At 65.4% G+C, this 22,961-nt stretch carries 26 protein-coding genes and 1 pseudogene; 13 read left to right on the forward strand and 14 right to left on the reverse strand.

The genetic code is table 11. The annotated features are described in order from the left end of the window. The first annotated feature begins 34 nt into the window (after positions 1 to 34). Genes nrdI through N0D28_RS15380 form a run of 4 tightly spaced genes read left to right on the forward strand, consistent with a single transcriptional unit; the run spans position 35 to position 3,863 of the window. A complete protein-coding gene (gene nrdI, locus N0D28_RS15365) occupies positions 35 to 409 on the forward strand; it encodes a class Ib ribonucleoside-diphosphate reductase assembly flavoprotein NrdI (protein WP_260560343.1) in 375 nt (124 codons plus the stop codon). Between the two features lie 37 nt (positions 410 to 446). Further along, complete coding sequence (gene nrdE, locus N0D28_RS15370; protein ID WP_260560344.1) at positions 447 to 2,534, forward strand: class 1b ribonucleoside-diphosphate reductase subunit alpha; 2,088 nt, start codon at positions 447 to 449, stop codon at positions 2,532 to 2,534. Positions 2,535 to 2,575: 41 nt separating this feature from the next. After that, positions 2,576 to 3,598 (forward strand): ribonucleotide-diphosphate reductase subunit beta, encoded by a 1,023-nt coding sequence (locus N0D28_RS15375; protein WP_260560345.1) that lies wholly within the window; start codon positions 2,576 to 2,578, stop codon positions 3,596 to 3,598. After that, positions 3,591 to 3,863, forward strand: coding sequence for a YbbN family protein (locus N0D28_RS15380; protein WP_260560346.1), 273 nt, complete (start codon positions 3,591 to 3,593; stop codon positions 3,861 to 3,863). Before N0D28_RS15375 ends, N0D28_RS15380 begins: the two co-directional genes overlap by 8 nt. On the opposite strand, the gene N0D28_RS15385 is transcribed toward N0D28_RS15380, so the two are convergent. Continuing rightward, entirely contained in the window at positions 3,817 to 4,818 is a 1,002-nt protein-coding gene (locus N0D28_RS15385; protein WP_260560347.1) for a helix-turn-helix transcriptional regulator, read from the reverse strand. The two genes, N0D28_RS15380 and N0D28_RS15385, sit on opposite strands and share 47 nt — an antisense overlap. A gap of 106 nt (positions 4,819 to 4,924) precedes the next feature. On the opposite strand from N0D28_RS15385, the gene N0D28_RS15390 reads away from it, so the two are divergent. The 5 genes from N0D28_RS15390 (at position 4,925) to N0D28_RS15410 (ending at position 7,250) form a co-directional block, all read left to right on the forward strand. Then, complete coding sequence (locus N0D28_RS15390) at positions 4,925 to 5,413, forward strand: DinB family protein (RefSeq protein WP_260560348.1); 489 nt, start codon at positions 4,925 to 4,927, stop codon at positions 5,411 to 5,413. Further along, positions 5,403 to 5,813, forward strand: coding sequence for a DUF3224 domain-containing protein (locus N0D28_RS15395; RefSeq protein WP_260560349.1), 411 nt, complete (start codon positions 5,403 to 5,405; stop codon positions 5,811 to 5,813). The genes N0D28_RS15390 and N0D28_RS15395 overlap by 11 nt, the downstream gene beginning before the upstream one ends. Before the next feature lie 63 nt (positions 5,814 to 5,876). Then, positions 5,877 to 6,170: a DUF1905 domain-containing protein gene (locus N0D28_RS15400; RefSeq protein ID WP_260560350.1), complete on the forward strand. Its 294-nt coding sequence runs from the start codon at positions 5,877 to 5,879 to the stop codon at positions 6,168 to 6,170. Positions 6,171 to 6,222: 52 nt separating this feature from the next. After that, positions 6,223 to 6,717 (forward strand): DinB family protein, encoded by a 495-nt coding sequence (locus tag N0D28_RS15405; RefSeq protein ID WP_260560351.1) that lies wholly within the window; start codon positions 6,223 to 6,225, stop codon positions 6,715 to 6,717. Then, on the forward strand, positions 6,717 to 7,250 hold the full coding sequence (locus N0D28_RS15410) for a DinB family protein (protein ID WP_260560352.1): 534 nt from the start codon (positions 6,717 to 6,719) through the stop codon (positions 7,248 to 7,250). Before N0D28_RS15405 ends, N0D28_RS15410 begins: the two co-directional genes overlap by 1 nt. Positions 7,251 to 7,573: 323 nt before the next feature. Here the strand turns inward: N0D28_RS15410 and N0D28_RS15415 are convergent, their stop codons facing one another. From N0D28_RS15415 to N0D28_RS15425, 3 genes are all read right to left on the reverse strand, one after another. Continuing rightward, positions 7,574 to 7,789 carry an urease accessory protein UreE gene (locus N0D28_RS15415; RefSeq protein WP_260560353.1) on the reverse strand — a complete coding sequence of 72 codons (216 nt, stop codon included), beginning with the start codon at positions 7,787 to 7,789 and terminating at the stop codon, positions 7,574 to 7,576. Positions 7,790 to 7,921: 132 nt separating this feature from the next. Beyond that, positions 7,922 to 8,437 (reverse strand): hypothetical protein, encoded by a 516-nt coding sequence (locus tag N0D28_RS15420; RefSeq protein WP_260560354.1) that lies wholly within the window; start codon positions 8,435 to 8,437, stop codon positions 7,922 to 7,924. Positions 8,438 to 8,566: 129 nt separating this feature from the next. Continuing rightward, positions 8,567 to 10,762, reverse strand: a complete 2,196-nt coding sequence (locus N0D28_RS15425) for a hypothetical protein (protein ID WP_260560355.1) — start codon at positions 10,760 to 10,762, stop codon at positions 8,567 to 8,569. Between the two features lie 307 nt (positions 10,763 to 11,069). Between N0D28_RS15425 and alr the strand changes: the two genes are divergently transcribed. Further along, a complete protein-coding gene (alr, locus tag N0D28_RS15430; protein WP_260560356.1) occupies positions 11,070 to 12,128 on the forward strand; it encodes an alanine racemase in 1,059 nt (352 codons plus the stop codon). Between the two features lie 20 nt (positions 12,129 to 12,148). Here the strand turns inward: alr and N0D28_RS15435 are convergent, their stop codons facing one another. After that, positions 12,149 to 12,817 carry an HAD-IA family hydrolase gene (locus N0D28_RS15435; RefSeq protein WP_260560357.1) on the reverse strand — a complete coding sequence of 223 codons (669 nt, stop codon included), beginning with the start codon at positions 12,815 to 12,817 and terminating at the stop codon, positions 12,149 to 12,151. Between the two features lie 38 nt (positions 12,818 to 12,855). Next, positions 12,856 to 13,392 carry an HD domain-containing protein gene (locus tag N0D28_RS15440; RefSeq protein ID WP_260560358.1) on the reverse strand — a complete coding sequence of 179 codons (537 nt, stop codon included), beginning with the start codon at positions 13,390 to 13,392 and terminating at the stop codon, positions 12,856 to 12,858. 81 nt (positions 13,393 to 13,473) lie between these two features. On the opposite strand from N0D28_RS15440, the gene N0D28_RS15445 reads away from it, so the two are divergent. Beyond that, positions 13,474 to 14,544 (forward strand): agmatine deiminase family protein, encoded by a 1,071-nt coding sequence (locus N0D28_RS15445; protein WP_260560359.1) that lies wholly within the window; start codon positions 13,474 to 13,476, stop codon positions 14,542 to 14,544. A gap of 12 nt (positions 14,545 to 14,556) precedes the next feature. On the opposite strand, the gene N0D28_RS15450 is transcribed toward N0D28_RS15445, so the two are convergent. Further along, on the reverse strand, positions 14,557 to 14,997 hold the full coding sequence (locus N0D28_RS15450; protein ID WP_260560360.1) for a TlpA family protein disulfide reductase: 441 nt from the start codon (positions 14,995 to 14,997) through the stop codon (positions 14,557 to 14,559). Positions 14,998 to 15,030: 33 nt separating this feature from the next. Here N0D28_RS15450 and N0D28_RS15455 point away from each other — a divergent pair. Both N0D28_RS15455 and N0D28_RS15460 read left to right on the forward strand, forming a co-directional pair. Next, positions 15,031 to 15,791: pseudogene (locus N0D28_RS15455) on the forward strand (ABC transporter substrate-binding protein). Positions 15,792 to 15,858: 67 nt separating this feature from the next. Continuing rightward, positions 15,859 to 17,022: an LCP family protein gene (locus tag N0D28_RS15460; protein ID WP_260560361.1), complete on the forward strand. Its 1,164-nt coding sequence runs from the start codon at positions 15,859 to 15,861 to the stop codon at positions 17,020 to 17,022. A gap of 11 nt (positions 17,023 to 17,033) precedes the next feature. Here N0D28_RS15460 and N0D28_RS15465 read toward each other — a convergent pair whose 3' ends face one another. From N0D28_RS15465 to ccmE, 7 genes are all read right to left on the reverse strand, one after another. After that, positions 17,034 to 17,525 (reverse strand): GNAT family N-acetyltransferase, encoded by a 492-nt coding sequence (locus tag N0D28_RS15465; protein WP_260560362.1) that lies wholly within the window; start codon positions 17,523 to 17,525, stop codon positions 17,034 to 17,036. A gap of 33 nt (positions 17,526 to 17,558) precedes the next feature. Then, the gene (locus tag N0D28_RS15470) at positions 17,559 to 18,155 is read right to left on the reverse strand and encodes a QcrA and Rieske domain-containing protein (RefSeq protein ID WP_312846420.1); all 597 of its coding nucleotides are present in this window, start codon (positions 18,153 to 18,155) and stop codon (positions 17,559 to 17,561) included. Position 18,156: 1 nt separating this feature from the next. After that, entirely contained in the window at positions 18,157 to 19,194 is a 1,038-nt protein-coding gene (locus N0D28_RS15475; RefSeq protein ID WP_260560363.1) for a c-type cytochrome, read from the reverse strand. Beyond that, on the reverse strand, positions 19,191 to 19,721 hold the full coding sequence (locus tag N0D28_RS15480; RefSeq protein ID WP_260560364.1) for a cytochrome c-type biogenesis protein: 531 nt from the start codon (positions 19,719 to 19,721) through the stop codon (positions 19,191 to 19,193). The genes N0D28_RS15475 and N0D28_RS15480 overlap by 4 nt, the downstream gene beginning before the upstream one ends. A 30-nt stretch (positions 19,722 to 19,751) precedes the next feature. Beyond that, positions 19,752 to 20,306 (reverse strand): TlpA family protein disulfide reductase, encoded by a 555-nt coding sequence (locus N0D28_RS15485; protein WP_260560365.1) that lies wholly within the window; start codon positions 20,304 to 20,306, stop codon positions 19,752 to 19,754. Positions 20,307 to 20,483: 177 nt separating this feature from the next. After that, positions 20,484 to 22,454 carry a heme lyase CcmF/NrfE family subunit gene (locus tag N0D28_RS15490; protein WP_260560366.1) on the reverse strand — a complete coding sequence of 657 codons (1,971 nt, stop codon included), beginning with the start codon at positions 22,452 to 22,454 and terminating at the stop codon, positions 20,484 to 20,486. A gap of 18 nt (positions 22,455 to 22,472) precedes the next feature. Further along, the gene (gene ccmE / locus N0D28_RS15495; protein ID WP_260560367.1) at positions 22,473 to 22,958 is read right to left on the reverse strand and encodes a cytochrome c maturation protein CcmE; all 486 of its coding nucleotides are present in this window, start codon (positions 22,956 to 22,958) and stop codon (positions 22,473 to 22,475) included. Positions 22,959 to 22,961 lie beyond the last annotated feature (3 nt).

Consider the following 22,961-nt stretch of genomic DNA (forward strand, 5'->3'; position numbering starts at 1 on the left):
CCAAGCCCTGCCCCCTGCCTTCAGAGAGCAAATGATGCAGCTCGTCTATGATTCGCTGACCGGCAACGTGCGCCGCTTCGCCCAGGATCTGGCGCGGCAACTCGGCGGCGCTCCGCTGTTCGACGTGCGGGAGGCGCACACCCTGCCCGATGAGGATTATCTACTGCTGACCTACACCTTCGGCACCGGGGGCGTGCCCGTCAGCACCCAGGCGTTCATGCAGCAGCGGGCCGCACGCCTGTGCGGGGTGGTGTCGAGCGGTTCGTTTCACTGGGGTCATAACTTCGCCCGCGCCGCCGACGTGATCGCCGGGCAGTACGGCGTGCCGGTGGTTGCCAAGGTCAATAAAGCGGGCAGCGCCGCAGACCGTGTGCGGGTCCTCGACTGGATCAGCGAGCACAGAGTGTGAGACAGGCAGGCAAAAATGCAGTGGAGGACGTGAACTGATGGAACGCTGGATTGAACTCAACAACAAAGTGATCGCCGGAAACGTGGTGCAGCCGCAGCATGACAAAGACGCCCTGCAAGTCTACTTTCAGGAGAAAGTCAACCCCAACACGGTCTTTTTTCATGACCTCAAAGAGAAGATCCGTTACCTGACCGAGCACAATTTGTGGGATGCCGGGCTGTTTGAGCGCTACAAACCGGAAGAAGTGCGGGCCGTATTCGAGCGGGCCTACAGCTACAAATTCCGCTTCCAGTCGTTCATGGGGGCCAGCAAGTTTTACAACGAGTACGCCACCATGACCCCGGACCGGAGCCGCTGGCTGGAGCGCTACGAGGACCGCATGGCGATCACCGCGCTGGCCCGCTCGGAAAGTCTGGAGGAGGCGCTGGAACTCGTTCACCACCTGGTGACGCAGACCTTTACGCCCGCCACGCCCACCCTGATGAACTCCGGCAAGGCCAACACCGGACGCCTGGTGAGCTGCTTTCTCCTCCAAGATTGCACCGATAACCTCGATTCCATCACCAAAACGCTGTCGTTTGTGGCTGAACTGAGCAAGGGCGGCGGCGGTATCGGGGTGGAAGTCAGCAACCTGCGGGCACGCGGCGAGAGTCTGCGCGGCATTCAGAATGTCACCAAGGGCGTGCTGGGCGTCGCCAAGATGCTCGACAACATGCTGCGCTACGCCGATCAGGCCGGACAGCGACCCGGAGCCGGGGCAATTTACCTCAGCGTCATGCACGCCGACTTTCTGGACGTGCTGAGCGCCAAGAAAATCGCTTCCGACGAGGATTCGCGCCTCAAGACCCTGAGCGTCGGCGCGACCATTCCCGATATTTTTATGGAAAAGGCGCGGCTGGGCGAGGACATCTTCCAGTTTTACCCGCACTCGCTGTGGAAGGAAACCGGACAGGAGTTCAGCGACATCGACTGGACCCGCGATTATCAGGCGCTGGCCGACAACGCCAACATCCGTAAGAAGCGCGTCTCGGCCCGCCGGGTGCTCGAAGACATCGCCGTGACCCAGGGCGAGAGCGGCTACCCCTACCTGCTGTTCGAGGGCAACGCCAACCGCGTCAACCCGGTTCCCAACGTCGGCAGCATCAAGATGAGCAACCTCTGCTCGGAGATCCTGCAGCCGACCCTGCCCAGCTACTTTCACGCCTACGGCCAGGAAGCCAAGGACCGCATCGGGCTGGACGTGTCGTGCAATCTGTCATCACTGGTGATCGAACAGACCATGCACAGCGGCGACATCGGGCGGGTGGTCACGGCGGCGATTGGCCTGCTCGACAACGTGGCCCGCTCGACCAGCGTGACCGAAGTGCCAGCCGTCAAGCGGGCCAACGACGAGATGCGCTCGATTGGGCTGGGCGCGATGGGCCTGCACTCGTTTCTGGCGGGCAAGGAACTGATCTACGGCAGCCCCGAGGCGCTGGAATTCGTGGACGTGTTCTTCGCGGCGGTGCATTACCACGCCCGCAAGGCCAGCATGCAGATTGCCCGCGACACCGGCTTCGTGTTCAAGGGGTTTGAAGGCAGCCGCTACCAGTCGGGCGAGCATTTTGCCCAGTACCTGGAGCGCGACTTCGTGCCGCAGACCGCCGAGGTCACGGCGCTGTTTGAAGGCCACGCGCTGCCGACCCGCGCCGACTGGCAGCAGCTCGTCAGCGACATTCAGCAGCACGGCCTGGCCCACTCGTTCGTGATGGCGGTTGCGCCCACCGGCAGCATCAGCTACGTGTCGCACGCGAGTGCCAGCATCATGCCGATCACCGAGCGCGTGGAAACCCGCACCAGCAACAAGGCCCGCACCATCTATCCGATGCCGCACCTATCGCCCGAGACCGAGTGGTACTACGAGGAAGCCTACGACATGGACCAGCGCCGGGTGCTGGACACCGTGGCCACCGCGCAAAAGCACGTGGATCAGGGCATCAGTTGTACTTTGTTCGTGCCGAGCAGCACCAGCACCCGCGCCCTGCAAGCCTATTACCTCTACGCTTACCGACTGGGCATCAAGACGCTGTATTACACCCGGATGCGGAAAACCAATCTAGAAGAGTGCCTGAGCTGCGTGGTCTAAGACTTTTCTCTTATTCTCAATTCAAAATCCAAGGAGCATGCATGTCCCCTTTCTCTGCGGCCAACTGGTCTGAACCTGAAGACAGCTTTTCGACTACCTTTTACGAAAAGTACACCTCCCAACTGTGGTTTCCTGAAGAAATTCCACTGAGCAACGATGCCCTGACCTGGAAGGCGCTCGGTGATGAAGAACGCTGGACGTATATTCACGCCTCAGCGGGCCTGAATGCTTTAGACACGTTGCAAGGTGAAATCGGAATGCCGGTGCTGAGCGATCTGATCGAGGGTCATATCAGAAAGGCCACGCTCCAGTTTCAAGCGACGATGGAGAATATCCATGCCCGCAGCTACAGCCTGATGAACAAAACCTTCCTGTCGACCAGCGAGGAGCGCGAGGTCTTTGAGTGGATCAGGACTCAGCCGCAATTGCAATTCAAAATCAGCTTCATTCAGGGGGTCTTTGCTGATCCTGACATTTCCAATCTGGGCTTGTGGAAGAAACTGGCCGTGTCGTGCATGTTGGAGACGGCCCTCTTTTACAGCGGCTTTTTCTATCCGCTCTACATGGCCGGGCAGGGCCGGATGGTGTCGGCGGGCGAGATCTTTAACCTGATTATTCTGGATGAAGCGCTGCACGGCGTGTATGTGGCGCTGCTGGCCCAGGAAAAGTTCAATTTGATGAATCCCGCCGAGCAGGCCTACGCCAAAGCCTGGTACAACCAGACCTTGCAAACCCTTTACCAGAACGAACTCGCTTACACCGACGTGCTCTATGCGGGTGTGAATCTGACCGGCGAGGTCAAGCGCTTCATCCGCTTCAACTGCAATGTGCTGGCCGATAACCTGGCCCTGGAGCGCCCCTTTCCCGACGAGGAGATCAACCCGGTGGTGCAAAACGGCATCGAGGCACGCGGCACCACCCACGACTTTTTCAGCGCCAAGGGCAGCAGCTACAGCAAGGTGCGGGTCGAAACGCTGAGCGACGCCGACGTGGAAGCCATCTGGGCGGGCGGGTTCCCGGATCTGAACGCTTCCAGTCAGGCCGTGCGGGTAAGCCATGACTGAAGCCCTGACTAAACCCTTCGTGCTGCTGACCCAGAACGACTGTCCCAACTGCGAGCGCCTCAAGATGATGCTCTCCAAGCCGCTCAAGGGCCAATTCGACGACCAGATCGTCATGGTTCACCGCCAGAACGACGTCGACGAGTTCACCGCCTTGACCGCCGCGCACCACATCCAGACGACCCCGGCGCTGCTGCATCTGCCGTCGGGTCGGGTGCTGCTCAACATGGGCGGGCTGGGCGAGGTTCAGCGCTTTCTGGCGAACTGAGTTTGCCCGTGCCCGCCAGCACCTGACACCGCTGGGCCAGTCCTGCGAACACCTGATGGAGCTGCGGCGGCTGTTCAATCCGGATTTCACAGCCCAGGCCCAGCAGCATGGCAGCAAACGCCTCCAGGTGTTCCCGCTGGGCCTGCAACCTTGTGCCGCTCCCCTCTTCCGTCAAGGTGGTGCCCCAGTTGGAGACCCGCCCGCGCAGTTCGCCCATCGGCAGGCCCAGCCACACGCTGATCTGCTGGCTTTCAGGCGTGGCGGGTAGGCTGGACCGCAGGTAGCTGAGCACGTTAAAGTCTTCGGGCGGCACAAACGAAACGTCCAGCAGACTGAGGGCCGACATCCGGTCCAGCCGAAAGCAGCGCAAAGCCTGCCGGACATGGCACTGGCCCACCGCGTACCATCCGCCGCCAAACTGGGCCACCCGGTACACGTCCACGTCCCGCAGCGAGTCTGCGCTGAGGCGCGAGTGGTAGGCAAAGCGCACGGCCCTGTGTTCGCGCACGGCCCGCAGCAGCGTCGCCAGGAGCGCGGCGTCGGTGCTGACCACCCAGTCCGAGGCCTCCAGTTGCACGGCGGCTTCCAGCGCCTCCATTTCCTGCCTCAGTGCGTCGGGCAGGGTGCGCCTCAGCTTGGCCCCCGCCCCCTGCGCCGCCGGGGTCAGCGAGGTGAGACCCAGGTGCTGGAGGGCTTTCAGGCCCAGCGCCAGGCTGAGCGCTTCCTCGCCGCTGAACATCAGGGGCGGCAGCCGGAAGCCGGGCTTGAGCCGGTACGCGCCGCCCACGCCCCGGCGACCCTCCACCGGAATGCCCAGGTCTTGCAGCCGCGCCACGTAGCGCTGCACCGTGCGCGGGCTGACCTCCAGGCAGCGGGCCAGCTCCGGCCCCGTGACCTGTTCGCGGGCCTGCAAGAGTTCCAGCACCGTCAGCACCCGCATGGAGGGGTCGTACATCTGCCCATGGTGCCACATAAACACGACAGGTCCTGACGGGTATCGGGATTAAGCTGTCAACAGAACTTCCTGATCCAATTTCGGAAGTTACTGCGGAGGCCAGCCTATGACCCAGACCGAGACCGTGTCCAAGCCCGTCGTCGTGACCCCAGAGCAGCTCCTCGCCCACTGGCAGGGCCACCGCCGCCTGACCCGCCGGATGATCGAGGCGTTCCCGGAAGACCAGCTGTTCAGCTTTTCTATTGGCGGGATGCGGCCCTTTGGCGTGATGGCCTGGGAGATGCAGCAGGTCAGCGCTCTGACCCTGACGGGTCTGCTGAGCGGCGAGTGGCCGGAACCGAACTGGCGCGGGGGCGTTTCACCGGACCGGGGCGAACTCCTGAGTGCCTGGGACGACCTGACGGCGCAGATCGACCGGGAGTTTCTCAAGGTGGATACGGCCTTCTATGCCCAGCAACACGCCTTGCCCTGGGGCGAGATGAGCGGCTGGGCGGCGGCGATCTACTGTATCGACAACGAGATTCACCACCGGGGCGAGGGCTACGTGTATCTGCGGGCGCTAGGAATTGAACCGCCTGCCTTCTATGAGCGCTGAGCGCCCGGCGTGGATCGCCACTGGAACCTTCACGGTCAAGCCCCGTGCCGAGGCTCCCCCGCCCACCGTTCCTGAGATCGGGCGAATGCTGCTCGACAAGGCCTGGAGCGGCGATCTGGCTGGGCAGAGCGTGGTGGAGATGCTGACTTTCATGACGCCCGTGGAAGGCTCGGCGGTGTACGTGGCGATTGAAATCGTTCAGGCCACACTCAATGGCAGGCGGGGCAACTTTGCCTTCTATCACGCAGGTATCAGCGAACGCGGCGAGCAGGGCCTGATTTACAGGGTGGTGCCCGATTCCGGCAGCGGGGAACTCGTCGGCCTGAGCGGTGAGCTGCGGCTGGAGCGGGCGGGCGGTGTGCATCACTACACCCTCACTTACACGCTGCCGGACACCTGAGCGGCCAGCCGGTGCCCTGGCTCCGCGCCTCTTCAACTCTCATGCGAGAATCTTCGGTGAATCATGCCCTCAATCCTTGAGTTCAGCGGCCCGCTGTGGTTCTGGAAAGGCCCGGCTCCCCACTACTTCGTGACCGTTCCGGCGGCGGAGTGCCTGGACATCAAAGCCGCTGCCCGGTTGGTCACTTACGGCTGGGGCATGATCCCGGTCCGGGTTCAGATGTGTCAGACCGGGTGGACGACCTCGCTGTTTCCCAAAGACGGGCTGTACATTTTGCCCGTCAAGGCCAGCGTCAGGCGAGCGGAGAATCTGGCGGAAGGCGACGTGGTCACGGTTCAAATGGCGCTGGGCCGCTGATGACGCCGGGTCCGTTCGCCAGAGCCAAATTCCTAGGAGGCATCCATCATCCATGACTGAGCTGACCCTGCTGCACGAATCGTTTCGCCGTAATGGCCGTGTCAACGACTTTCTATTGGACGCCATCACCGAAGCCGACCTCGCCCTGTCCGACGGGCGCGGCGGCTGGACGGTGGGCCACCACCTGACCCACATGGCAGGCTTCCGTCAAGGGTGGCTCTCCAACATCTCACCGGAACACGCCGAGGGGCTACCCACCATGACCAGGGGGACCGAACTCCGGGACACGCAGGAACTGGCTGCCGCCTTCAAAGCCGGGGACGAGGCGGCGCTGAAAGCCGTGCATGCTGCGCTGGACGAGGGACGCAGCTTTCCTGATCCCTGGGAAGAGGGCACTTACCAGAGCAGCCCCGCGCACTTCCTGCAACACACCATCGTCCACGATAGCCACCACCGGGGCCAGATCATGGGCCTGCTGCGGGCAGGCGGACACACGGCAGAGGAAATGAACGCGCTGGACAATCACTGGGCGATCTGGAGAAAATAATGAACATTCCCGAAACTTACGATTACCTCATGCGTGCCCGCCGCGATCTGTGGACCACACTGGAGACGGTGCCAGACGAGGTGCTGTCGCGTCCCTTACTGGACGGCGAACGGTTTCACTGCATCAAGGATCTGGTCGCCCACACGGCGGGCGTGGAGGACGGCTGGCTCCACTTCACCATCCTGCAAGATACGCCGGTCGAGGACGCCTTTCCCGCCATCAGAGACGCCGGAAATGGTCCCGTCTACGCGAAGTTCCCACTCCCGGAGTTGCTGGACTACTGGCGGGCGGTGGAACAAAGCACCCTGTCCTCCCTCGCCGCGCTCACCGACGCCGATCTGGAACGGGTCGTGGAGGACTCGCCCACCGAATCCTTCAAACTGGACGGCCTGCTGTGGCACGTCATGTTGCACGAGGTTCGGCACACCGCCCAGATCTGCGCCCTGCTGCGGACCCAGGGCATCAAGCCGCCCTCGCTGGACCTGCTGTTCTATCTGCCGAATGTCCGCAACGTTGACAAGTCTCAGGTCTGAAACAACCGGCGGTCCAGACCGCTGAGTTTCATCAGCTCAGTGGCAGCCACGCACCCCAGTAACCACGAGCTGACATAGGCCGTCAGCGTGTCCGCCTGACCAGTAGGGTGGCAACCGCCCTGAAGGTGGTGGCATAGTGACGGGTGGGTGGCAGATCGGCCAACATTTCCGGCCAGCAGTGCGGCGCAGGTTAGCCCCCACCTGCACAATCGCCTCACGCAACTTGTGAACCAGCTTGAAATCGGTCAGGTCTCCAAGATCGGCCGCGTCCGCTTTCCAGGCCAAGACACAGGCAGACGCGGTGAGCTGACCCCAGCCGTGGGTCAGCTCACCGCTGAGAGCGTAAGCGCCGCTGGGAGAGGGGAGGGCTGGCGCTCGAACGACACGCCCAGCCGGGTCAGCAGCAGTTCCACCGGCGCGTCACAGAAGACCAGCAACACCTCACCGTTCACCACAAAATCCCAGTGCAGGTTGCCCACCGCTTGCGCGACTCTCGCGGCCTCGGTCAGGTTGCGCGGTGGCCACCCAGTCGGCCACACCTGCCAGGCACGAGTACTGTGCCCGTTGGAAAGGCCAGTAAAAGCTCCATGCCGTCCGGAGCCTTCAGGCGACGGTGCTCGCCCCGCTCTGCTCGCTCGGTATCCGGGGCACTCATCCTGACTGGTCCCGGATCAATGCCCGCCGCTCACGATGGCCTTACTGTCGCGCAGTTGGTAACTGCGGCCTGCTGGGTCACGGAAGGTCAAAACGACCTGCACGGCGTCGTGCGGCGATAGATCGGCGTTGCCGCGCCCCACCGCCTGCAAGCAGTTGGTGTCCTCCAGCACAGCAGCGCAGCGGCGGCTATCCTGGGCCGCCACCCCGGAGCGCCACACCCCGCCCTCGGTAATCACGTACACGCCCGTCACCTTCAAGCTGGACAGGTTGAGACTGCTCTGGTCGCCGCTGGCACGCAGCTTGACCGGCACCACGAAGTTCGCCGCGCAGCTCTTGCCGGAGCAGGGCAACGGGGCGCTCAGGACAGGCGCGGCCTCGGCGCTGAGCCTGGCTCCGCCGATGGTCAGTTTGGTCGGCGCGGCCAGCAGTTCACCAGCGCTCAGTGGTGGCGCGCTCAACGCCGGGCCTGTCGCGGTGCCGCAGGCCCACAGCAGGGGCGCGAACAACAACGGCAGGGCAAGGCGTTTCATATCTCTCAGTTTACCGTATTTGAGCTGACGTTTGACTGATAATCCTTACACAAGGGCGTGGTAGGGAGCGGCAGCAAAAAAACCTGCCCCTCAAGGGGAGCAGGTCTGGAAGGCGAGCGGCCAGGGAAACTACCAGCGAATATCCGGCGGCGTCAGGATCTGCTCGGCGGGCAGGCTGGTCAGCAACTGGTAGGTGAGGGTGTAGGTGCCGGGAATGACCCGCGACAGGGTGATGATGTCCCCCTCGACGCGCGGCGAGAGGTTGGCGAGGCTGGGGCCGTTGACCGTCACCGGGCCGCGCACCAGCGTCTGCGAACCGCTGGGCAGCGGATCGGTGATCTGGACATTTTCCAGGGTGCTGTCGGCGGTGATCTGCAAGGTCACGGTGTAGCCGCCCTCAATGGCCTCGATGCTCTTGGCGACCCCGGCACGCGCGCCCTGCTCGACGTTGCGGGTGATGTTGGAGCCGCCGGGACTGCGGACTCTGGCCTGGCCGGTGGTGCGCAGGTTGACCGGGTCGAGGGCCGCCTCAGCGCTGTCGGTGCGGCAGACCCGGACCGGCACCTTAAGGCGCAGCGGCGTGCTGGCCGACAGATCGCCGCGCAGGCTCAGCGGGTAGTCGCTGGTCCAGCCTGCTGGGAGGTTGAGGTTGAGGGTGGCGGGCAGCTTGTAGGGAAAGTCGGTCTTGGCGCTGGCGGTGAGCTGGGTCACGTCGCAGGCGTTGAGCACGTCCGGGGTGGTCAGCAGCGTGACCTCGGTGCGCGGCGTGTACTCGATGGTCACCCGCCCCGTCGTACCGTCCACCACGTGACCGGGCGGCGGGGTGCGCACGCCGCTGCCGGGAATCTGGGTCGGCCCCACCGGGTAGTCGCCCGGCTGGAGCGGCAGGGTGGTGGGGGTGCTGTAGGTCTTGCCGCCCAGCGTGAACGGCACGCCGGTCAGCGGAATGCGCTGGTTGCCGTAAATCGCCACCGAGTCGATGCTCAGCGAGCCCTCGGGGGGCCGGGCCACGAAGCGCAGTTTCACGTCGCCGGGCTTGTAGCGCAGTTCGGTCGGCGAGATGACATTGCCGCTGCCCTGAATCACGGTGGCGCTCACCGGAACGTAGCCGGGCGGCAGCACCGGACGCACCGAGTTGTCATTGGCTTCCACATAGCTCGCGCCGGGAATCGGGCGGCCCTGGGGGTCGACCACATCGACCAGCAGTTTGTAGGGCGGGCGGGCCACGAAGCGCAGTTTCACGTCGCCGGGCGTGTAGCGCAGCTCGGTCGGCGAAATGACGTTGCCTTTGCCCTTGAGCACGTCGGCGCTCACCGGCACGTAGCCGCCGGGCAGCACCGGACGCACCACGTTGTCGCCGCCCACCGTATAGCTGGCCCCGGCAATCGGCTGGCCCTGGGTGTCCACCACGTCGACCAGCAACTGACTGCTGATCTTGGCATTGGTGGGCGGCGTGAAGCCCCCAATCCGGGCGGGAATGGGCTTGTTGTCGAGCCTGAAGCTGTAGGTCACGGCGTTGGAATACTGCTTGGTGGTGGGCAGCACCTTGATATACACCGTCCACTCGCCCACCAGCGCGGGCGTGATGGGAAACTTGACGGTGGCGTACTTGCCGTTGTCGCTGCTGGGCAAATCAACGCGTTTGTTGCCCGGCTCGACCACCCAGGTCTTGGCCTCTTTGGGGCCGTCCACATCGTAATTGGTAACGCTCAGCGTCTTGCCGACCCACCCGGCGGGCACCGTCAGGCGGGCCACCAGCAGATCGCGCTGCTCGGTGTCGCGGGCGTTCACCGTGAAGTCGCTGGTTTCGATCACGAAGGGCGAGGCCACCCGCAGGGCGAAGCTGTTCTTGCCGTCGCCGGTGCTGTTGACTTTCAGGGTGTAGGTTCCGGCGGGCAGACCGGAGGCCCACAGGCTTTCCCAGGTGTGCTCGCGGTTCATGCCGAAGGTGCGCTCAAAGACCTGCCCGGTGGCGCTGCTGAGCGTGAAGGTGGTCGAGAACTGGACATTTTTCTGATACAGCTCGTCGCCGAAATAGCCCTCCGCCTTGGTTCTGCGCCCGTCGACGTAGTCGGTGAGGTTGAGGGTCGGGCTGTAGACTTCCAGGCCGAGGGGCTTGTTGGCGTCCTGGGCAGGCACCTGGATGATGTAGGTTTCAATGTCAATCGGCCACTTCTCGCCCACCGAGGCCAGCGGCAGCACCCCGCCGGTCTGGGCCAGGGCAGGTGCGCCCAGCAGGGAAAGGGCCAGGAGAGAAAGAGGCAGGGCCGTACCCAGCCGCAGGCGGGGCAAGCGGGTCAACCATCGGGCATTCTGATCAGGCATGCGGTCTCCAAAGAGCAAAGTCTCGTTGAGCGGGCTGCTGGCCGGGCGGCGGCCAGACGGCGCGAACCGGGTTGAGGGGGCCGTATTGCGGGGGCCGGGTTGAGAGGAAAGGCGCACTTCTGCCAAAGCATACACGCCGCTTTCATGTTGACGGTGAACCCCGCACCCGGCTGATGGCCTGACCTGACGACGCACCCGCCGTTCTGGACTGACGTTCCCAAGGCTAACTTTTTCGGGCCTGCCGTGGAGGGACCAGACCCAATCTGGCGCGGCCACTGGGCCGCGCCGCTGCTCTATGCTGGGCAGCATGCTGGCCCGCTCCCGCGCCGAGATCTCCGTATCTGCCCTGAAACACAACGCCGCCCTGCTCGCCCGGCAGGCAGGCGCGAAGCTGATCGCGCCGGTCAAGGCCAACGCCTACGGGCACGGCCTGAAGGTGGTGGTGGGGGCGCTGCGCGAGTCGCCCGACGTGTGGGGCTTCGCGGTGGCCCTGCCGCGTGAGGCGCAGGCGCTCATGGCCCTGGAACCGGGCAAGCCGGTGCTGCTGCTGACCCCCGCCGCGCCGGAGGAGTTCGCTGAACTCGCCGACCTGGGCGTGCGGCTGAGTGTCAGCACCGCCGCCGAGGTCGCCGCCCTGCCGGGGCACGCCCGCGTTCACCTGAAAGTCGAGACTGGGATGAACCGCAGCGGCGCGAGGCCCATTGAGGCCGTGCGGCTGGGCCAGCAACTCGCCGACCTGGGGATGCTCGAGGGGGTCTACACCCATTTCGCCCGCGCCGACGAACCCGACCTCAGTCCGACCCACAAGCAGCTCAAAGTGTTTCAGGAGGTGCTGGCGCAGCTTCCCCCGGTGCTGGCCCACGCGGCCAACGGCGGCGGCGTGCTGGGCCTGGGTCCGGTGGACACTCTGAAGCTGGCCCGCCCCGGCCTGGCGCTCTACGGCCACGCGCCGGAGCACCTGCGCGATTCGTTCGCGCTGCGCCCGGCCCTGCGTCTCACGGCCCGCGTCGGCTCGGTTCACCGGGTCTACGCCGGGGAAGAGATCAGCTACGGCGGCCTGTATACCGCAGGGCATGACCAGGACATCGCCACCGTGCAGTTCGGGTACGCCGACGGCTACCCGCGTAACGCCACCTTAAAAGCCCACTGCACCGTAGGGGGACAGATGCGCCCGGTGCGGGGCCGCATCTGCATGGACCAGTTCATGCTGGATGTCAGCGGCCTGGACGTGAAGCCAAGCGACTGGGTAGAGGTCTGGAGCGACGGGCCGGTGACGCTCAGCGACGTGGCCGCCTGGGGCGAGACGGTGGACTACGAGGTACTGACTGGCCTGGGCGAGCGGGTGGAGCGGGTGGCGGTGGAGTAGCGCCGCCGTCCCAGTCGGGTTCAGATGGGCGCAGCGAACCCGGCACTCTCCAGCAGAGCGCCCAGCGTCGTGAATTCTTCCAGACGCGGCCAGTTCGGTGGGAAAGGCTGACTGGCCGTGACCTCGTTGGGCACCACCACCACGCCGACCCCCGCCGCCAGCGCCGCCGTCGCCCCGTTGAAGCTGTCCTCGACGGCCAGGCACTCCTCGTGACGCAGGCCCAGGCGGGAAACCGCCAGCGCGTAGAGTTCCGGGTCGGGCTTGACGCGGGCCACGTCACCGCGCGTCGCCAGCACCTCGAACCAGGCCAGCAGGCCATGTTGCTCCAGCCAACGCGTGACCCATTGACTGTCACTGCTGGTCGCCAGTGCCAGCCTCAGCCCCGAGGCACGGGCCTCCTCCAGCACTGCCCGCACACCGGGCCGCAAGTCGGACGCCTCAATGTCGGCGTGAATCTGCCCGCGCAGCTCAGCGTGAACCTCGGTTTGCCGCGCCTGCACCTCATCCGGCAGGCCCAGCCAGGGGTCGAAGGCGTCCCAGGTGCCGATGCCCTGCTGCCAGTCGGCCAGCGCCAGCTCTCGCCCATGCGCGCGGTAAAGCGCTTCCCAGCGGCGAAATTCATGTGTCTCAGTGTCGAGGATGGTGCCATCGAAGTCGAAGATGAGGGCTTTCAGGATGGGCGTCGTCATCTTTGCAGTCTAAGAGGTCGCTGCCGGGTGAAGGCCGATCAGTCCGACATCTCCCCCATCGCCCTGAGCACGTTCGCCATGTGGGTGTCGAGATCGACGCCGAGTTCCGCCGCGCCCTGCACGACTTCCTCGCGGTTGACGCCGCCCGCGAACGCCTTGTTCTTGAAGCGCTTTTTCAAGCTGGAGAGTTCGACCTGTCTCACGTCCCTGTCGGGACGGACCAGTGCGGCGGCCTGCACCAGACCGGTGAGTTCGTCCACCGCGAACAGCGTCTGGGCCAGTCTGGTTTCGCGGGCCACGCCGCTGTAGGTCGCGTGGCCGAGGATGGCCGTCAATACGTCCTCACCCACGTCGGTGTGCTCGCGCAGGTACTTCACGCCCCAGAAGGGATGCTCGCCGGGGTACTGCTCGTAGTCGAAATCGTGCAGCAGGCCAGTCACGGCGTACTGCTCCTCGTCTTCCTGCCACTCGCGGGCATAAAAGCGCATGGCCGCCTCCACGTTGAGCATGTGCCGCCGCAGCGATTCGGAGGGCGTGAACTGGGTCATCAAGGCGTGGGCTTCGTCGCGCTGCATGAATCCATGCTAGCGCGGGCCCCAGCCAGACTGCTGCGACTGGGCTGCTGCGACTGGACGGCCTCCGCTAAACTGGCAACCATGCCGCACTTCTCCCCCACTGACCCCACCCCGCACGCGCTGGGCTTCGCCATGCCGCCCGAGTGGGCCCCCCACGCCGCCACCTGGCTGGGCTGGCCCGCCGACGACGAGCTGTGGTTCGGCCATCTGACGGGCGTGCGCGACGAGTTTGCCCAGCTCGTGCGCACCATCGCCCACTTCGAGCCGGTGCAACTGCTGGTGCGAGGCGAGGAAAGCGAACTGGACGCCAGGACGCGGCTCTCCGGCGCAGACGTCACCCCCTTCCCCATCACGCTGCACCGTCAGGCACTCGACGACGTGTGGCTGCGCGACAGCGGCCCGATCTTCGTGACGCGCGGCAAGCAGCTCTCGCTCGTCAACTGGCGCTTCAATGCCTGGGGCGGCAAGTTCGAATACGAGCACGACAACCAAGTGCCGGAATACGTGGCGGGGGCGCTCGGCCTGGCACACTGGGACCGGCCCGAGGTGCTCGAGGGCGGCGGCCTGGAAGTCAACGGCGCGGGCGTGGGCCTCACCACCCGCTCGTGCTTCCTGACCGACACCCGCAATCCCGGTATGACCGAAGCGGACTACGCAGCGCTGCTGAAGGAAACACTCGGCCTCAAAAAACTGCTGTGGCTCGGCGGCGGTCTGGAAAACGACCACACCGACGGCCACATCGACACCATCACCCGCTTCGTAAACGAAAGCACCATCGTGACCAGCGTGGCGGACGACTCCCAGGACGCCAACTTCGCCGTGATGCAGCGGAATCTGGCGGCACTGAGAGAGATGACCGACCTTGACGGCCAGCCCTTCAGGGTCGTGGAGTTGCCACTGCCCGCCGCCCGGCTGGAAGGGGCTGAGGGACGCTTGCCGCCCACCTACGCCAACTTCTATATCGGCAACGGCTTCGTGGTGGTGCCGCAGTATCACGACGCCAACGACAAAGCGGCGCTCGAAGCGCTCCGGCCCTTGTTTCCGGGCCGCGAGGTCATCGGCCTGCCCAGCCGCCAGATCATCGAGGGCGGCGGCTCATTTCACTGCGTGACGCAGCAGCAGCCGGTGGGCGAGGCTTGGCAGGGCGAGTAAAGCGCCACTGGCTCAGCCGACCCACTCCGAGAGCAGGTATTCCAGCCGCGTCTGTGCGCCCTCCTGCGAGCCGTAGACGCTGCGCAGCAGTTCGCCGCCCGGCGCGAAGGCCAGCCAGTGCGGCGTGCCCTCGGTCTGCCAGTGTTCGGCCACTGAGCCGTCCAGATCGAGGGCCACCGGGAACGGCAATCTGGCGTAGTCACGGGCAAAGTGAATCAGTTGCGGCTTGACCTGCCCGCGCGGGTACAGGCGGTGGCCCCGGCTGGTATGAATTGCCAGGAGATTGACCGACGTGCCGAACTCAGCGTGCAGACGTTTCATGAACGGAATGCGGCGCGACACGCAGCCGGGACATTCCAGGTTAAAGAACTGCACCAGGCCGGGCCGGGTCCACGTCAGCGGGTCGGCCACAGGGTCCAGATGCACGAAATCGGCGGAGCCGGGCCAGCGCATTCCAGCAGTCTTCCACGCAGTATCCTGCGGAGCATGAACCGTTTTGCGCTCATCCTGTCCTCGCTGCTGGTCGTTTCCGCGACGCTCGCCGCCAGCGTGGCCGACGTGAAGAAGAAAGGCGTGCTGGTGCTGGGCACCGATCCCACCTTCCAGCCGTTCGAGTTCAAGGGCACCGACGGCAGCATTCAGGGCTTCGACATCGACATCGCTGGGGCCATCGCCAAGGACCTCGGCGTCAAGCTCCAGATTCAGGCGGTGGGCTTCGGGGCTTTGATGCCGCAGTCGGTGACCTCCGGGCGGGTGGACATGGCCATCAGCGGCATCACTATTACCCCGAGCGGGCCAAGGTCGTGAGCTTCAGCAGTCCGTATTACCGCTCGGCCCAGGTCTTTATCGTCAAGGCGGGCAACCCCGGCAAGTTTGCCTGGCCCGCCGACATCAAGGGCAAGACCATCGGTGTGCAGGCCAACACCACCGGACAGTTTGCGGCCAACGACAGCCTCAAGCCCAAGGGAGCTGTCCTCAAGGTATACGACGACTTCGCGGCGGGGCTGGCCGACGTGCAGGCCGGGCGCATCGCGGCCCTCATCGGCGACGCGCCCACCGTGACCGATCTCAAGAAGCGTCTGCCGGGGCAGTTCGATCAGGCAGGCAAGGAACTGGTGGCCGAGGATTACGGCGCGGTGTTTAAAAAGGGCAGTGATCTGGCCGCCGCCGCCGACAAGACGCTGGCCCGCATGAAAAAAGACGGCGAATACCAGAAGCTGCTCGACAAGTGGATCGTGCAGAAGTAACGCGGAGCGCAGAAGATGCTTGCCAGATCAGCGGTTCCTCACCCGGCGGCTGCTAGATTGACGCTTGATGGCCGTTCGTATCCTTTTGCTGCTGGCCCTGGCGGGCTTGCTGGCCCTGATCTCTCCTGCCCTTCCCGCGCTGTCGAAGTACGGCGCGTTTCCCCGCACTCCTGAGCGCCCCGTCAATCTGTTGCTGGCGGGCGCAACTCCCAATTATGACGAGACTGCTGCGGTCTGGCCTTACCCGGCCAAGCCGGAAGATTACAGCGGCCTGACCGACACCATCGTACTGGCGCAGCTCCGGGCGGGCGGCCAGGTCGAGATCCTGAGCATTCCGCGCGACACCTGGGTCAATATTCCTGCCCCCAACCCTGACAAAGCGGGGTACGGCAAGATCAACGCTTCCAATCCGCGTGGTGGCCCTGAAACGCTGGTCAAAGCGGTGCAGAACCTGACCGGCGTGCCGATTGACGGTTACGCCCTGCTGAGCCTCAACGCCCTGCGCGACCTTACCAACGCTTCCGGCGGCGTGAGCCTCGACGTGCCGGAGCGCATGAAGTACGACGACAATGCCGGACATCTGCACGTCGATCTGCAACCCGGCATGCAGCACCTCAGCGGCGCGCAGGTGGAGGGTTTCCTGCGCTTTCGCCACGACAACCTGGGCGACATTGGCCGGGTCACGCGCCAGCAGCTTTACTTTCAGGCGCTGGGCCACAAGCTGACCAGCCCGCTGAATATCTGGCGCTGGCCGGGCGTGGTGAGTGCCCTGGACCGCAACACCAAGACCGATCTCAGCCGGGACGTGGTGGCGCAGGTTCTCGGTGCGCTGCTGGGCGGCCCCAAGATCAATACCCAGACCCTGCCCGGCAATTTCGGCCCGTCCGGTACCTGGACGCCGGACCGCAGCGGGATTCGTGAGCTGGTCGCCAAGTCGTTCAGCGACCCGAATGATCCCAGGAGCCGCAGTGTGGCGATTGCCAACATCGACGCTCCGGCGGGGGCCGCACGCGCCCTGCAAAACAAGCTGATCTCGGACGGCTACAGCAATGTCTGGATCGCCAATTTGCAGCGGGTCAGCGCCCCGACCACCTTCATCGCAGGCGAGGCGAGCGCGGCGCTGAGCACCCTCAAGGCCGATCTGGGCTACGGCCAGGTGCAACCGGCGGGCGGCGCACAGGGAGCCGACATCACCATTCTGCTGGGCCGCGATACCCCGGTGCCCAACTGAGCGCTGGGCATCTACACCCTGAGTTCGTACAACACCACGTCGTAGCCGTGCACCGTTTTGCGGCCGCGCACCTCGAAGCCGAAAGCGTCGTAGATAGCGCGCAGCTTTGGCCGGTTCCAGGCGGTATCCAGCCGTAAAAATAAACGGTCCCTCTCCCGCGCCTCACGCACAGCGTCGTCGAGCATCCGGCGGGCCAGTCCCTGCCCCTGGAACCCGGGCAGCACACCCAGCTTGTGCAGATACAGCGCTTCTTCCGGCGCGGCATCCGGCCAGAAATCGGGGTCAGTACCGAGCAGAATCATGGTGGCCGCCGCCTGATCCTCCAGCCAGCCGAGGCGGAAGCTCTCCGGCGGATACTGCCGGGTCAGGCGCTCGGCGGTGAGCGATAAGGGCGGCCACAGCGCCTCACCGCGCGCCTGCCGGTCACGGGCGGTGGCCTCCAGAATGCCCGCACAGAGAAGCAAATCGGCAGGGCTGGCGGGCCGGACAGTCCAACTGGGCATGCTGAACAGTCTAGCGAGCGTCTGCCGTGCAGGTCAGGTGCCGACCGCCGGGGCCGCCTCGATGCCCGTCGCCCACAACGCTGCGCCGCGCACTTCCAGCCGCACGCGGGGGAGCGGCGCGCGGGCCTTGCCGAACACCGCCTCACCCGCTTGCAGTGGATCGAACACGCTGAAGTGGCACGGGCAGCCCAGCTTCGGCTCACCGTCAGGCGGGCGGTAGCTGAAGCTGAAGGCCAGCACTTCCGGGTCTTTGACCAGGTTGACGGTGCAGCCCAGATGGGTACAGGTTCGGCTGAAGGCGGCGTAGTGCTGTCCACCGACGTTCAGACTGCCAGAGGTGGCGGCGGGCAAGTGCATCACCAGGCAGGGCCGCCTATCGTAGGTGAATTCCTGCTGCGCCCACTCCCGGCCCAGATCGCTCAATGCCGCGACGCGAACGGCTGTCCCGGCCACAAACGCGGGCGCTCCCGGCTTTTCTTTGCCGAAGGTCACGCGGCTGGCGTAGTAACCCATGTAGCCGAACACGCCCACCGTCGCGCCCACAGGCAGCAGCCACCATTTTTCCAGCACCTGACGGCGGGTGGGCATCAGGGCCGCGCGGCAGGCAGAGAACGGGAACCGGCTGCGCACCTCATTTCTCCCACTCCTCGAGCCGGGTCAGCAGCGCCGACAGTTCCGCGCCCCTGATGTTGGGGAAGGCGGGCATCGAGCCTTTGCCGTTTTGAATCACCGACTGCAACTCGGCGCGGCCCAGACGGCTCTCGTGGAGGTTGGGGCCGATGCCGCCGCGCCCACTCGCGCCGTGACAACTGGCGCAGTTGGCGGCGTACACCCTGGAGGCCGGATCGGTCTGGGCGCTGCTGGCCCGCAGGGTGGCGATCAGGTCGTCGGCGTCGCGGCCCGTGGGGTCGAGGTTGCGGTAGCGCTCCAGCGCGGCCAGCGCCAGCTTGTTCTCACCGAAGTTGTTGAGGGCGTAGCCGAGCAGAAGCTGACTTTCCGGATCATTGGGCGCGAGCTGGGCGGCGGTGCGGACCAGCAAAAACGCCTGCGATGCCTGCTGCTCACTTTTGGGAGCCGCCCGGCCCTGGCCGCTCAGCAGCATGATGCCCAGCCGCCGCAGCGCTTTGGGCTGCCTGGGATCAAGCTTGAGGGTGCTGGCGTAGGCGGCGCTGGCCTGGTCGTACACGCTGGCGCTGAAGGCCGCGTCGCCCCAGGCCAGGTAGTCGGCCTTGTCGCCGCTGCGCTGCGCCTGCGCCTGCAAGCCCGGCAAGCTGACGGCGTCCTTGACCGCCAGGCGTTCGCCCGAATCGAGCGCCGCCAGTTGCCACTGCGGCACGAAGGTCACGGCCCCCACGCCGACGACCAGCAGGGCCAGCACCACGCCGGTGGCGGCAGGCAGCCAGGTTCCGCCGCGTCCAGGCGGCGGCGGCAGGCCGTCGAGGGCGCGCAAATTGCGGGCGGCGCGGTTTTCCAGGTCCGGGCGGCGCGATTCGTCGCTCAGACCCACCAGTTGGGTCATCAGGGCGTCGCGCTCGGCTTCCAGATGCAGGCGCTCGGCGGCGTCAGGATCGAGGGGGGCGGCGGCAGCGTTGCGGCGCAGGGGCGAGATGACCGCCAGCAGCGCAGCGGTGGCCAGCAGCGCCAGCAGGACCACCAGCAGGACGCTCACGTCCCCTCCCGCTGCTCACGGGCCGCCCGAACATTGGCGCGGATCTCGGCCAGATAGGGGTCTTCGGGTTCCTCGGCGCTGGGTTCATGGGCGCTGGAGTGCTGGATGCCAGGTTCCTGAACGCTGGAGTCTCCGGGCCTGGGATTCGGGGCCGACACACCCGCCCGCCGCCCGCCGCGCAGATACCCTGCCAGCGCCCCACCGCCCAGCAGCAGCGCCAGCACCGGCGAGGCCCACAGCAAGGTTCCGGCCCAGTCGCTCGACGGCCTGAGTAGCACCCGCTGGCCGTAGCGCTCGCGGAAGTAGGCGTAGATCTGGGTGTCGGTCTGCCCGGCCCGGGTCTGGGCGCTGATCTCGGCGAGCATCTGCTGGCTGATCTCGTTGCCGCTCTCGGTAATCGGCAGCACGTCACGGCAGATCGGGCAGCGGATGCTGTTGCCGATGCGTGAGATCTGCGCCTGCTGGGCTGGGGTCAGTGTGGTTGGGGTCAGGGGGGCGGCCAGTGCCGAAGCACTGAGCAGCACCATTGAGAACCACCAGAGGAGCCGACGCCGCACTTAGAACGTCACCCCAATGGTTTTCAGGCCCGCCGAGAGCCGCTCGCGGGTCAGACCACCCCGGTCCACCGACTTAATCACGCCGTCCGCACCGATAAAAAAGGTTTCCGGCACGCCGGTAATGCCGTAGTTGATGGACGTTTTGAGGTCGCTGTCGAGCAGGTTGGGGTAGGCCAGGCCATAGTCGGCGATGAAGCTGCGCATCCGCTTGAGGTCAGGGTCCTGAAACAGCACGCCCACCACCTTGAGGCCGCCCGCACTCTGCTTCTCGCTGACCTCGCGCAGCAGCGGCGCTTCGTCGCGGCACGGCACGCACCACGAGGCCCAGAAGTTGAGCACCAGCGGCTGGCCCTTGAGTTGCGCCGAGCTGAGCGTGCCGCCGTCGAGCGTCTTGAGTGCGAAAGTCGGCGCAATCTGGCCCAGCAGCGGATCACCCGTGCCGCTGGAGGTGTCCTTGGGCCTGAGCAGGGCGACACCCAGTGCCGCCACCAGCACGAAGGCCAGGGCCGGAGCGACGAAGCGCCGCCAGGGAGAAGTTGGTTTGAGTTTGGTCATGAAACTCCTTAACAGTTGCGGTTGAGGGAGAGAAGTTCGCGCTGCCCACCACCCCCTCTGTCCCTTCGGGATATCTCCCCCCTGAAGAGGGAGAGAAAAAACAGGGACTTCACTTTGAGCTCCCCTCCGTCTTTGTGGGACAGGGTTGGGGAGGAGGTGAGCTTGGCGAACCTATCCTCAGTCTGCCGCCACCGCGCCGCCGGTCACTTTCCGCACGGCGGGCCGGGCCGGAGCCAGCAGCGTGACACCTGCACCCAGCACGATGATGAGGGTGCCCACCCAGATCCACGACACCAGCGGCGACTTGATAAGACGGATGCTGGCCCACTGGCCTTTCGGATCAATGGTGGTGGTCACCAGATAGGTGTCGCCCAGCACGCTGTAGCGCACGGCAGGGGTGGGGAACGTGGTGCCGGGGTCCTGGGCATAGACGTTCATGCGCGGCGTCGAGAGGGTGCCGTCCACCCGAATCTGGGCGATGGCACTCGATCCGTAGGCGTAGTTGGCCTGCCGCAGACTTTCCAGCCGCAGGGTATCGCCCAGCACCTGCTTGTCCTGGCCGAGGTTGAGGGTGGTTTCGCCGCTCTGCTTGTAGGCTCCCGAGAAGGCCAGCCCCAGCGCCAGCACGACCAGGCCGAGGTGGGCGGTGTACGCACCGTAGCGGCGGGGCTGCTCACTCAGCAGGGCCGCGACACTGCCGCGTTGCCGCGCCGCCCGGAAGGTCAGGGTGGCGAGGCCGACGACGTTGTAGACGCACAGCGCCAGGGTCAGCAGCACGGCCACGCTGCGAACGCCCAACCCGAAGGCGACCAGTGCCGCCAGCACGCCCGATCCGCCCGGCAGCCGCAGAGCTTTCAGCAGGCCCTCACCGTCAGCCCGACGCCAGGGCAACATCGGTCCCACGCCCATCAGCAGCAGCAGGCCCAGGCCCAGCGGCACGGCAAAGGTGTTGAAAAACGGCGCGCCGATACTGTTCTTGCGGCCCGTCACGGCTTCCACGATGACCGGAAAGAGGGTGCCGAGCAGCACCACCGCGCTGAACACCAGAAACAGCCAGTTGCCCGCCAGAAAAGCGGCTTCGCGGCTCAGCGGCGCGGGGGCTTCGCCCAGGTCGCGCAGCCTGGGGGTACGCCAGGCGGTCAGGGCCACGCCGCCGACCAGCAGCAGCGCCAGGAAACCCAGGAACACGGGACCGACTGGCCCGCCCGCAAAGGCGTGCACGCTCTGCACGATGCCGCTGCGGTTGAGGAAGGTGCCCAGCACGGTGGAGGCGTAGGCCAGCACGATCAGCCAGACGTTCCAGCCTCTGAGCAGGTTGCGCTTTTCCTGAATCTGGATGCTGTGCAGGAAAGCGGTGGTCAGCAGCCAGGGAATGAAGCTGGCGTTTTCGACCGGATCCCAGGCCCAGTAGCCGCCCCAGCCGAGCGTTTCGTAGCTCCACCAGCCGCCCGCGACGATGGCAGCGGTCAGAAACATCCAGGCCATCAGGGTCCAGCGGCGGGTCACGCTCAGCCAGTGATCAGAGAGCCGCCCGGTGATTAGGGCGGCCACCGCGTAGGCGAACGGCACACTCAGGCCCACGAAGCCCAGGTAGAGCAAGACCGGATGCACTGCCATCATCCAGTGGTTTTGCAGCGCCGGATTCGGTCCCTGTCCCTGCACCGGAATCTGCGCCAGCGGAGTAAACGGCGAGGCCACGCCCACCACCACGCCCACGAAAAACAGGAGCGAGACGAACATGGCTCCCAGCGCCCAGGGCCGCAGAGCGTCGCGCCGCAGGGTCAGGCTGAGAATGAAGGCATAGGCCGAGAGCAGCCAGGTCCACAGCAGGATGCTGCCTTCCAGCGCTCCCCACAGAGAAGTCACCTTGACCCAGGTGGGCGAGGTGGTCATGGAATGCTCGGCCACGTAACGCACCGAGAAGTCGTCGCGCAGCAGGGCGGCCAGCAGCGCCAGAATCGCCAGGCTGACGAAGGCGAATACGGCCCAGACGCTGCGGCGGGCCGCCTCGGTGCTGCGCGGGTCGCTTCTGAGACCGCCCAGCACCGAGAGCCACAGCCCCGCCAGGGTAAAGGCCAGTGCCAGCAGCATCCCGATTTGCCCCAGCGCGGCGAGCGGACTGGCCGAAAAAGAAATCAGATTGAGCATCGTAGCGTCACCTTTAGGTTACTGCCCTTCGGCGTTGGCGTCTTTGGCATTCCTGAGCATGTCCTTGAGTTCACTCTGGCTGCGGGGCACGCGGTATTCCTCGCTGTGCTTGACGATCAGTTCATTGGCCTGAAAGACGTTCTGGGCATTGAAGACGCCGCGCACCACCACACCCTGATTCTCCTTGAAGAGGTCCGACACCGCGCCCTGGTAGATCACCGGGAAAGTCGCGCCGCCGTCGGTGACGTTGAAGTGCAGATCGAGTGTCTGGCGGTCATACTTCACGGCCTTGACCAGCCCGCCGATGCGGACGGTGCGGCCCTGCAAGCTGGCTTTCTCGGCCTGGTACTCGGTGGGCGTCACGAAATACTCGATGCTCTGGGCCAGGTTGCCGAAGATGATGTAGGCCAGCAGGCCGACGAGCACCGCGCCCGCCAGCAGGTACGGCAGCGGATTCTTCCTGCGCCGCCGGGCCTGCGGAAGCTGAGATACAGGCGTGGTCATAAT

Source organism: Deinococcus rubellus, from assembly GCF_025244745.1.
Lineage (GTDB): Bacteria > Deinococcota > Deinococci > Deinococcales > Deinococcaceae > Deinococcus > Deinococcus rubellus.

What these genes read in the sequence shown, in the direction of transcription:
- nrdI (WP_260560343.1), top strand. Translation starts at nt 35, where the DNA reads ATGCAGCTCGTCTATGATTCGCTGACCGGCAACGTGCGCCGCTTCGCC.
- nrdE (WP_260560344.1), top strand. Translation starts at nt 447, where the DNA reads ATGGAACGCTGGATTGAACTCAACAACAAAGTGATCGCCGGAAACGTG.
- N0D28_RS15375 (WP_260560345.1), top strand. Translation starts at nt 2,576, where the DNA reads ATGTCCCCTTTCTCTGCGGCCAACTGGTCTGAACCTGAAGACAGCTTT.
- N0D28_RS15380 (WP_260560346.1), top strand. Translation starts at nt 3,591, where the DNA reads ATGACTGAAGCCCTGACTAAACCCTTCGTGCTGCTGACCCAGAACGAC.
- N0D28_RS15385 (WP_260560347.1), bottom strand. Translation starts at nt 4,818, where the DNA reads ATGTACGACCCCTCCATGCGGGTGCTGACGGTGCTGGAACTCTTGCAG.
- N0D28_RS15390 (WP_260560348.1), top strand. Translation starts at nt 4,925, where the DNA reads ATGACCCAGACCGAGACCGTGTCCAAGCCCGTCGTCGTGACCCCAGAG.
- N0D28_RS15395 (WP_260560349.1), top strand. Translation starts at nt 5,403, where the DNA reads ATGAGCGCTGAGCGCCCGGCGTGGATCGCCACTGGAACCTTCACGGTC.
- N0D28_RS15400 (WP_260560350.1), top strand. Translation starts at nt 5,877, where the DNA reads ATGCCCTCAATCCTTGAGTTCAGCGGCCCGCTGTGGTTCTGGAAAGGC.
- N0D28_RS15405 (WP_260560351.1), top strand. Translation starts at nt 6,223, where the DNA reads ATGACTGAGCTGACCCTGCTGCACGAATCGTTTCGCCGTAATGGCCGT.
- N0D28_RS15410 (WP_260560352.1), top strand. Translation starts at nt 6,717, where the DNA reads ATGAACATTCCCGAAACTTACGATTACCTCATGCGTGCCCGCCGCGAT.
- N0D28_RS15420 (WP_260560354.1), bottom strand. Translation starts at nt 8,437, where the DNA reads ATGAAACGCCTTGCCCTGCCGTTGTTGTTCGCGCCCCTGCTGTGGGCC.
- N0D28_RS15425 (WP_260560355.1), bottom strand. Translation starts at nt 10,762, where the DNA reads ATGCCTGATCAGAATGCCCGATGGTTGACCCGCTTGCCCCGCCTGCGG.
- alr (WP_260560356.1), top strand. Translation starts at nt 11,070, where the DNA reads ATGCTGGCCCGCTCCCGCGCCGAGATCTCCGTATCTGCCCTGAAACAC.
- N0D28_RS15435 (WP_260560357.1), bottom strand. Translation starts at nt 12,817, where the DNA reads ATGACGACGCCCATCCTGAAAGCCCTCATCTTCGACTTCGATGGCACC.
- N0D28_RS15440 (WP_260560358.1), bottom strand. Translation starts at nt 13,392, where the DNA reads ATGCAGCGCGACGAAGCCCACGCCTTGATGACCCAGTTCACGCCCTCC.
- N0D28_RS15445 (WP_260560359.1), top strand. Translation starts at nt 13,474, where the DNA reads ATGCCGCACTTCTCCCCCACTGACCCCACCCCGCACGCGCTGGGCTTC.
- N0D28_RS15450 (WP_260560360.1), bottom strand. Translation starts at nt 14,997, where the DNA reads ATGCGCTGGCCCGGCTCCGCCGATTTCGTGCATCTGGACCCTGTGGCC.
- N0D28_RS15460 (WP_260560361.1), top strand. Translation starts at nt 15,859, where the DNA reads ATGGCCGTTCGTATCCTTTTGCTGCTGGCCCTGGCGGGCTTGCTGGCC.
- N0D28_RS15465 (WP_260560362.1), bottom strand. Translation starts at nt 17,525, where the DNA reads ATGCCCAGTTGGACTGTCCGGCCCGCCAGCCCTGCCGATTTGCTTCTC.
- N0D28_RS15480 (WP_260560364.1), bottom strand. Translation starts at nt 19,721, where the DNA reads ATGGTGCTGCTCAGTGCTTCGGCACTGGCCGCCCCCCTGACCCCAACC.
- N0D28_RS15485 (WP_260560365.1), bottom strand. Translation starts at nt 20,306, where the DNA reads ATGACCAAACTCAAACCAACTTCTCCCTGGCGGCGCTTCGTCGCTCCG.
- N0D28_RS15490 (WP_260560366.1), bottom strand. Translation starts at nt 22,454, where the DNA reads ATGCTCAATCTGATTTCTTTTTCGGCCAGTCCGCTCGCCGCGCTGGGG.
- ccmE (WP_260560367.1), bottom strand. Translation starts at nt 22,958, where the DNA reads ATGACCACGCCTGTATCTCAGCTTCCGCAGGCCCGGCGGCGCAGGAAG.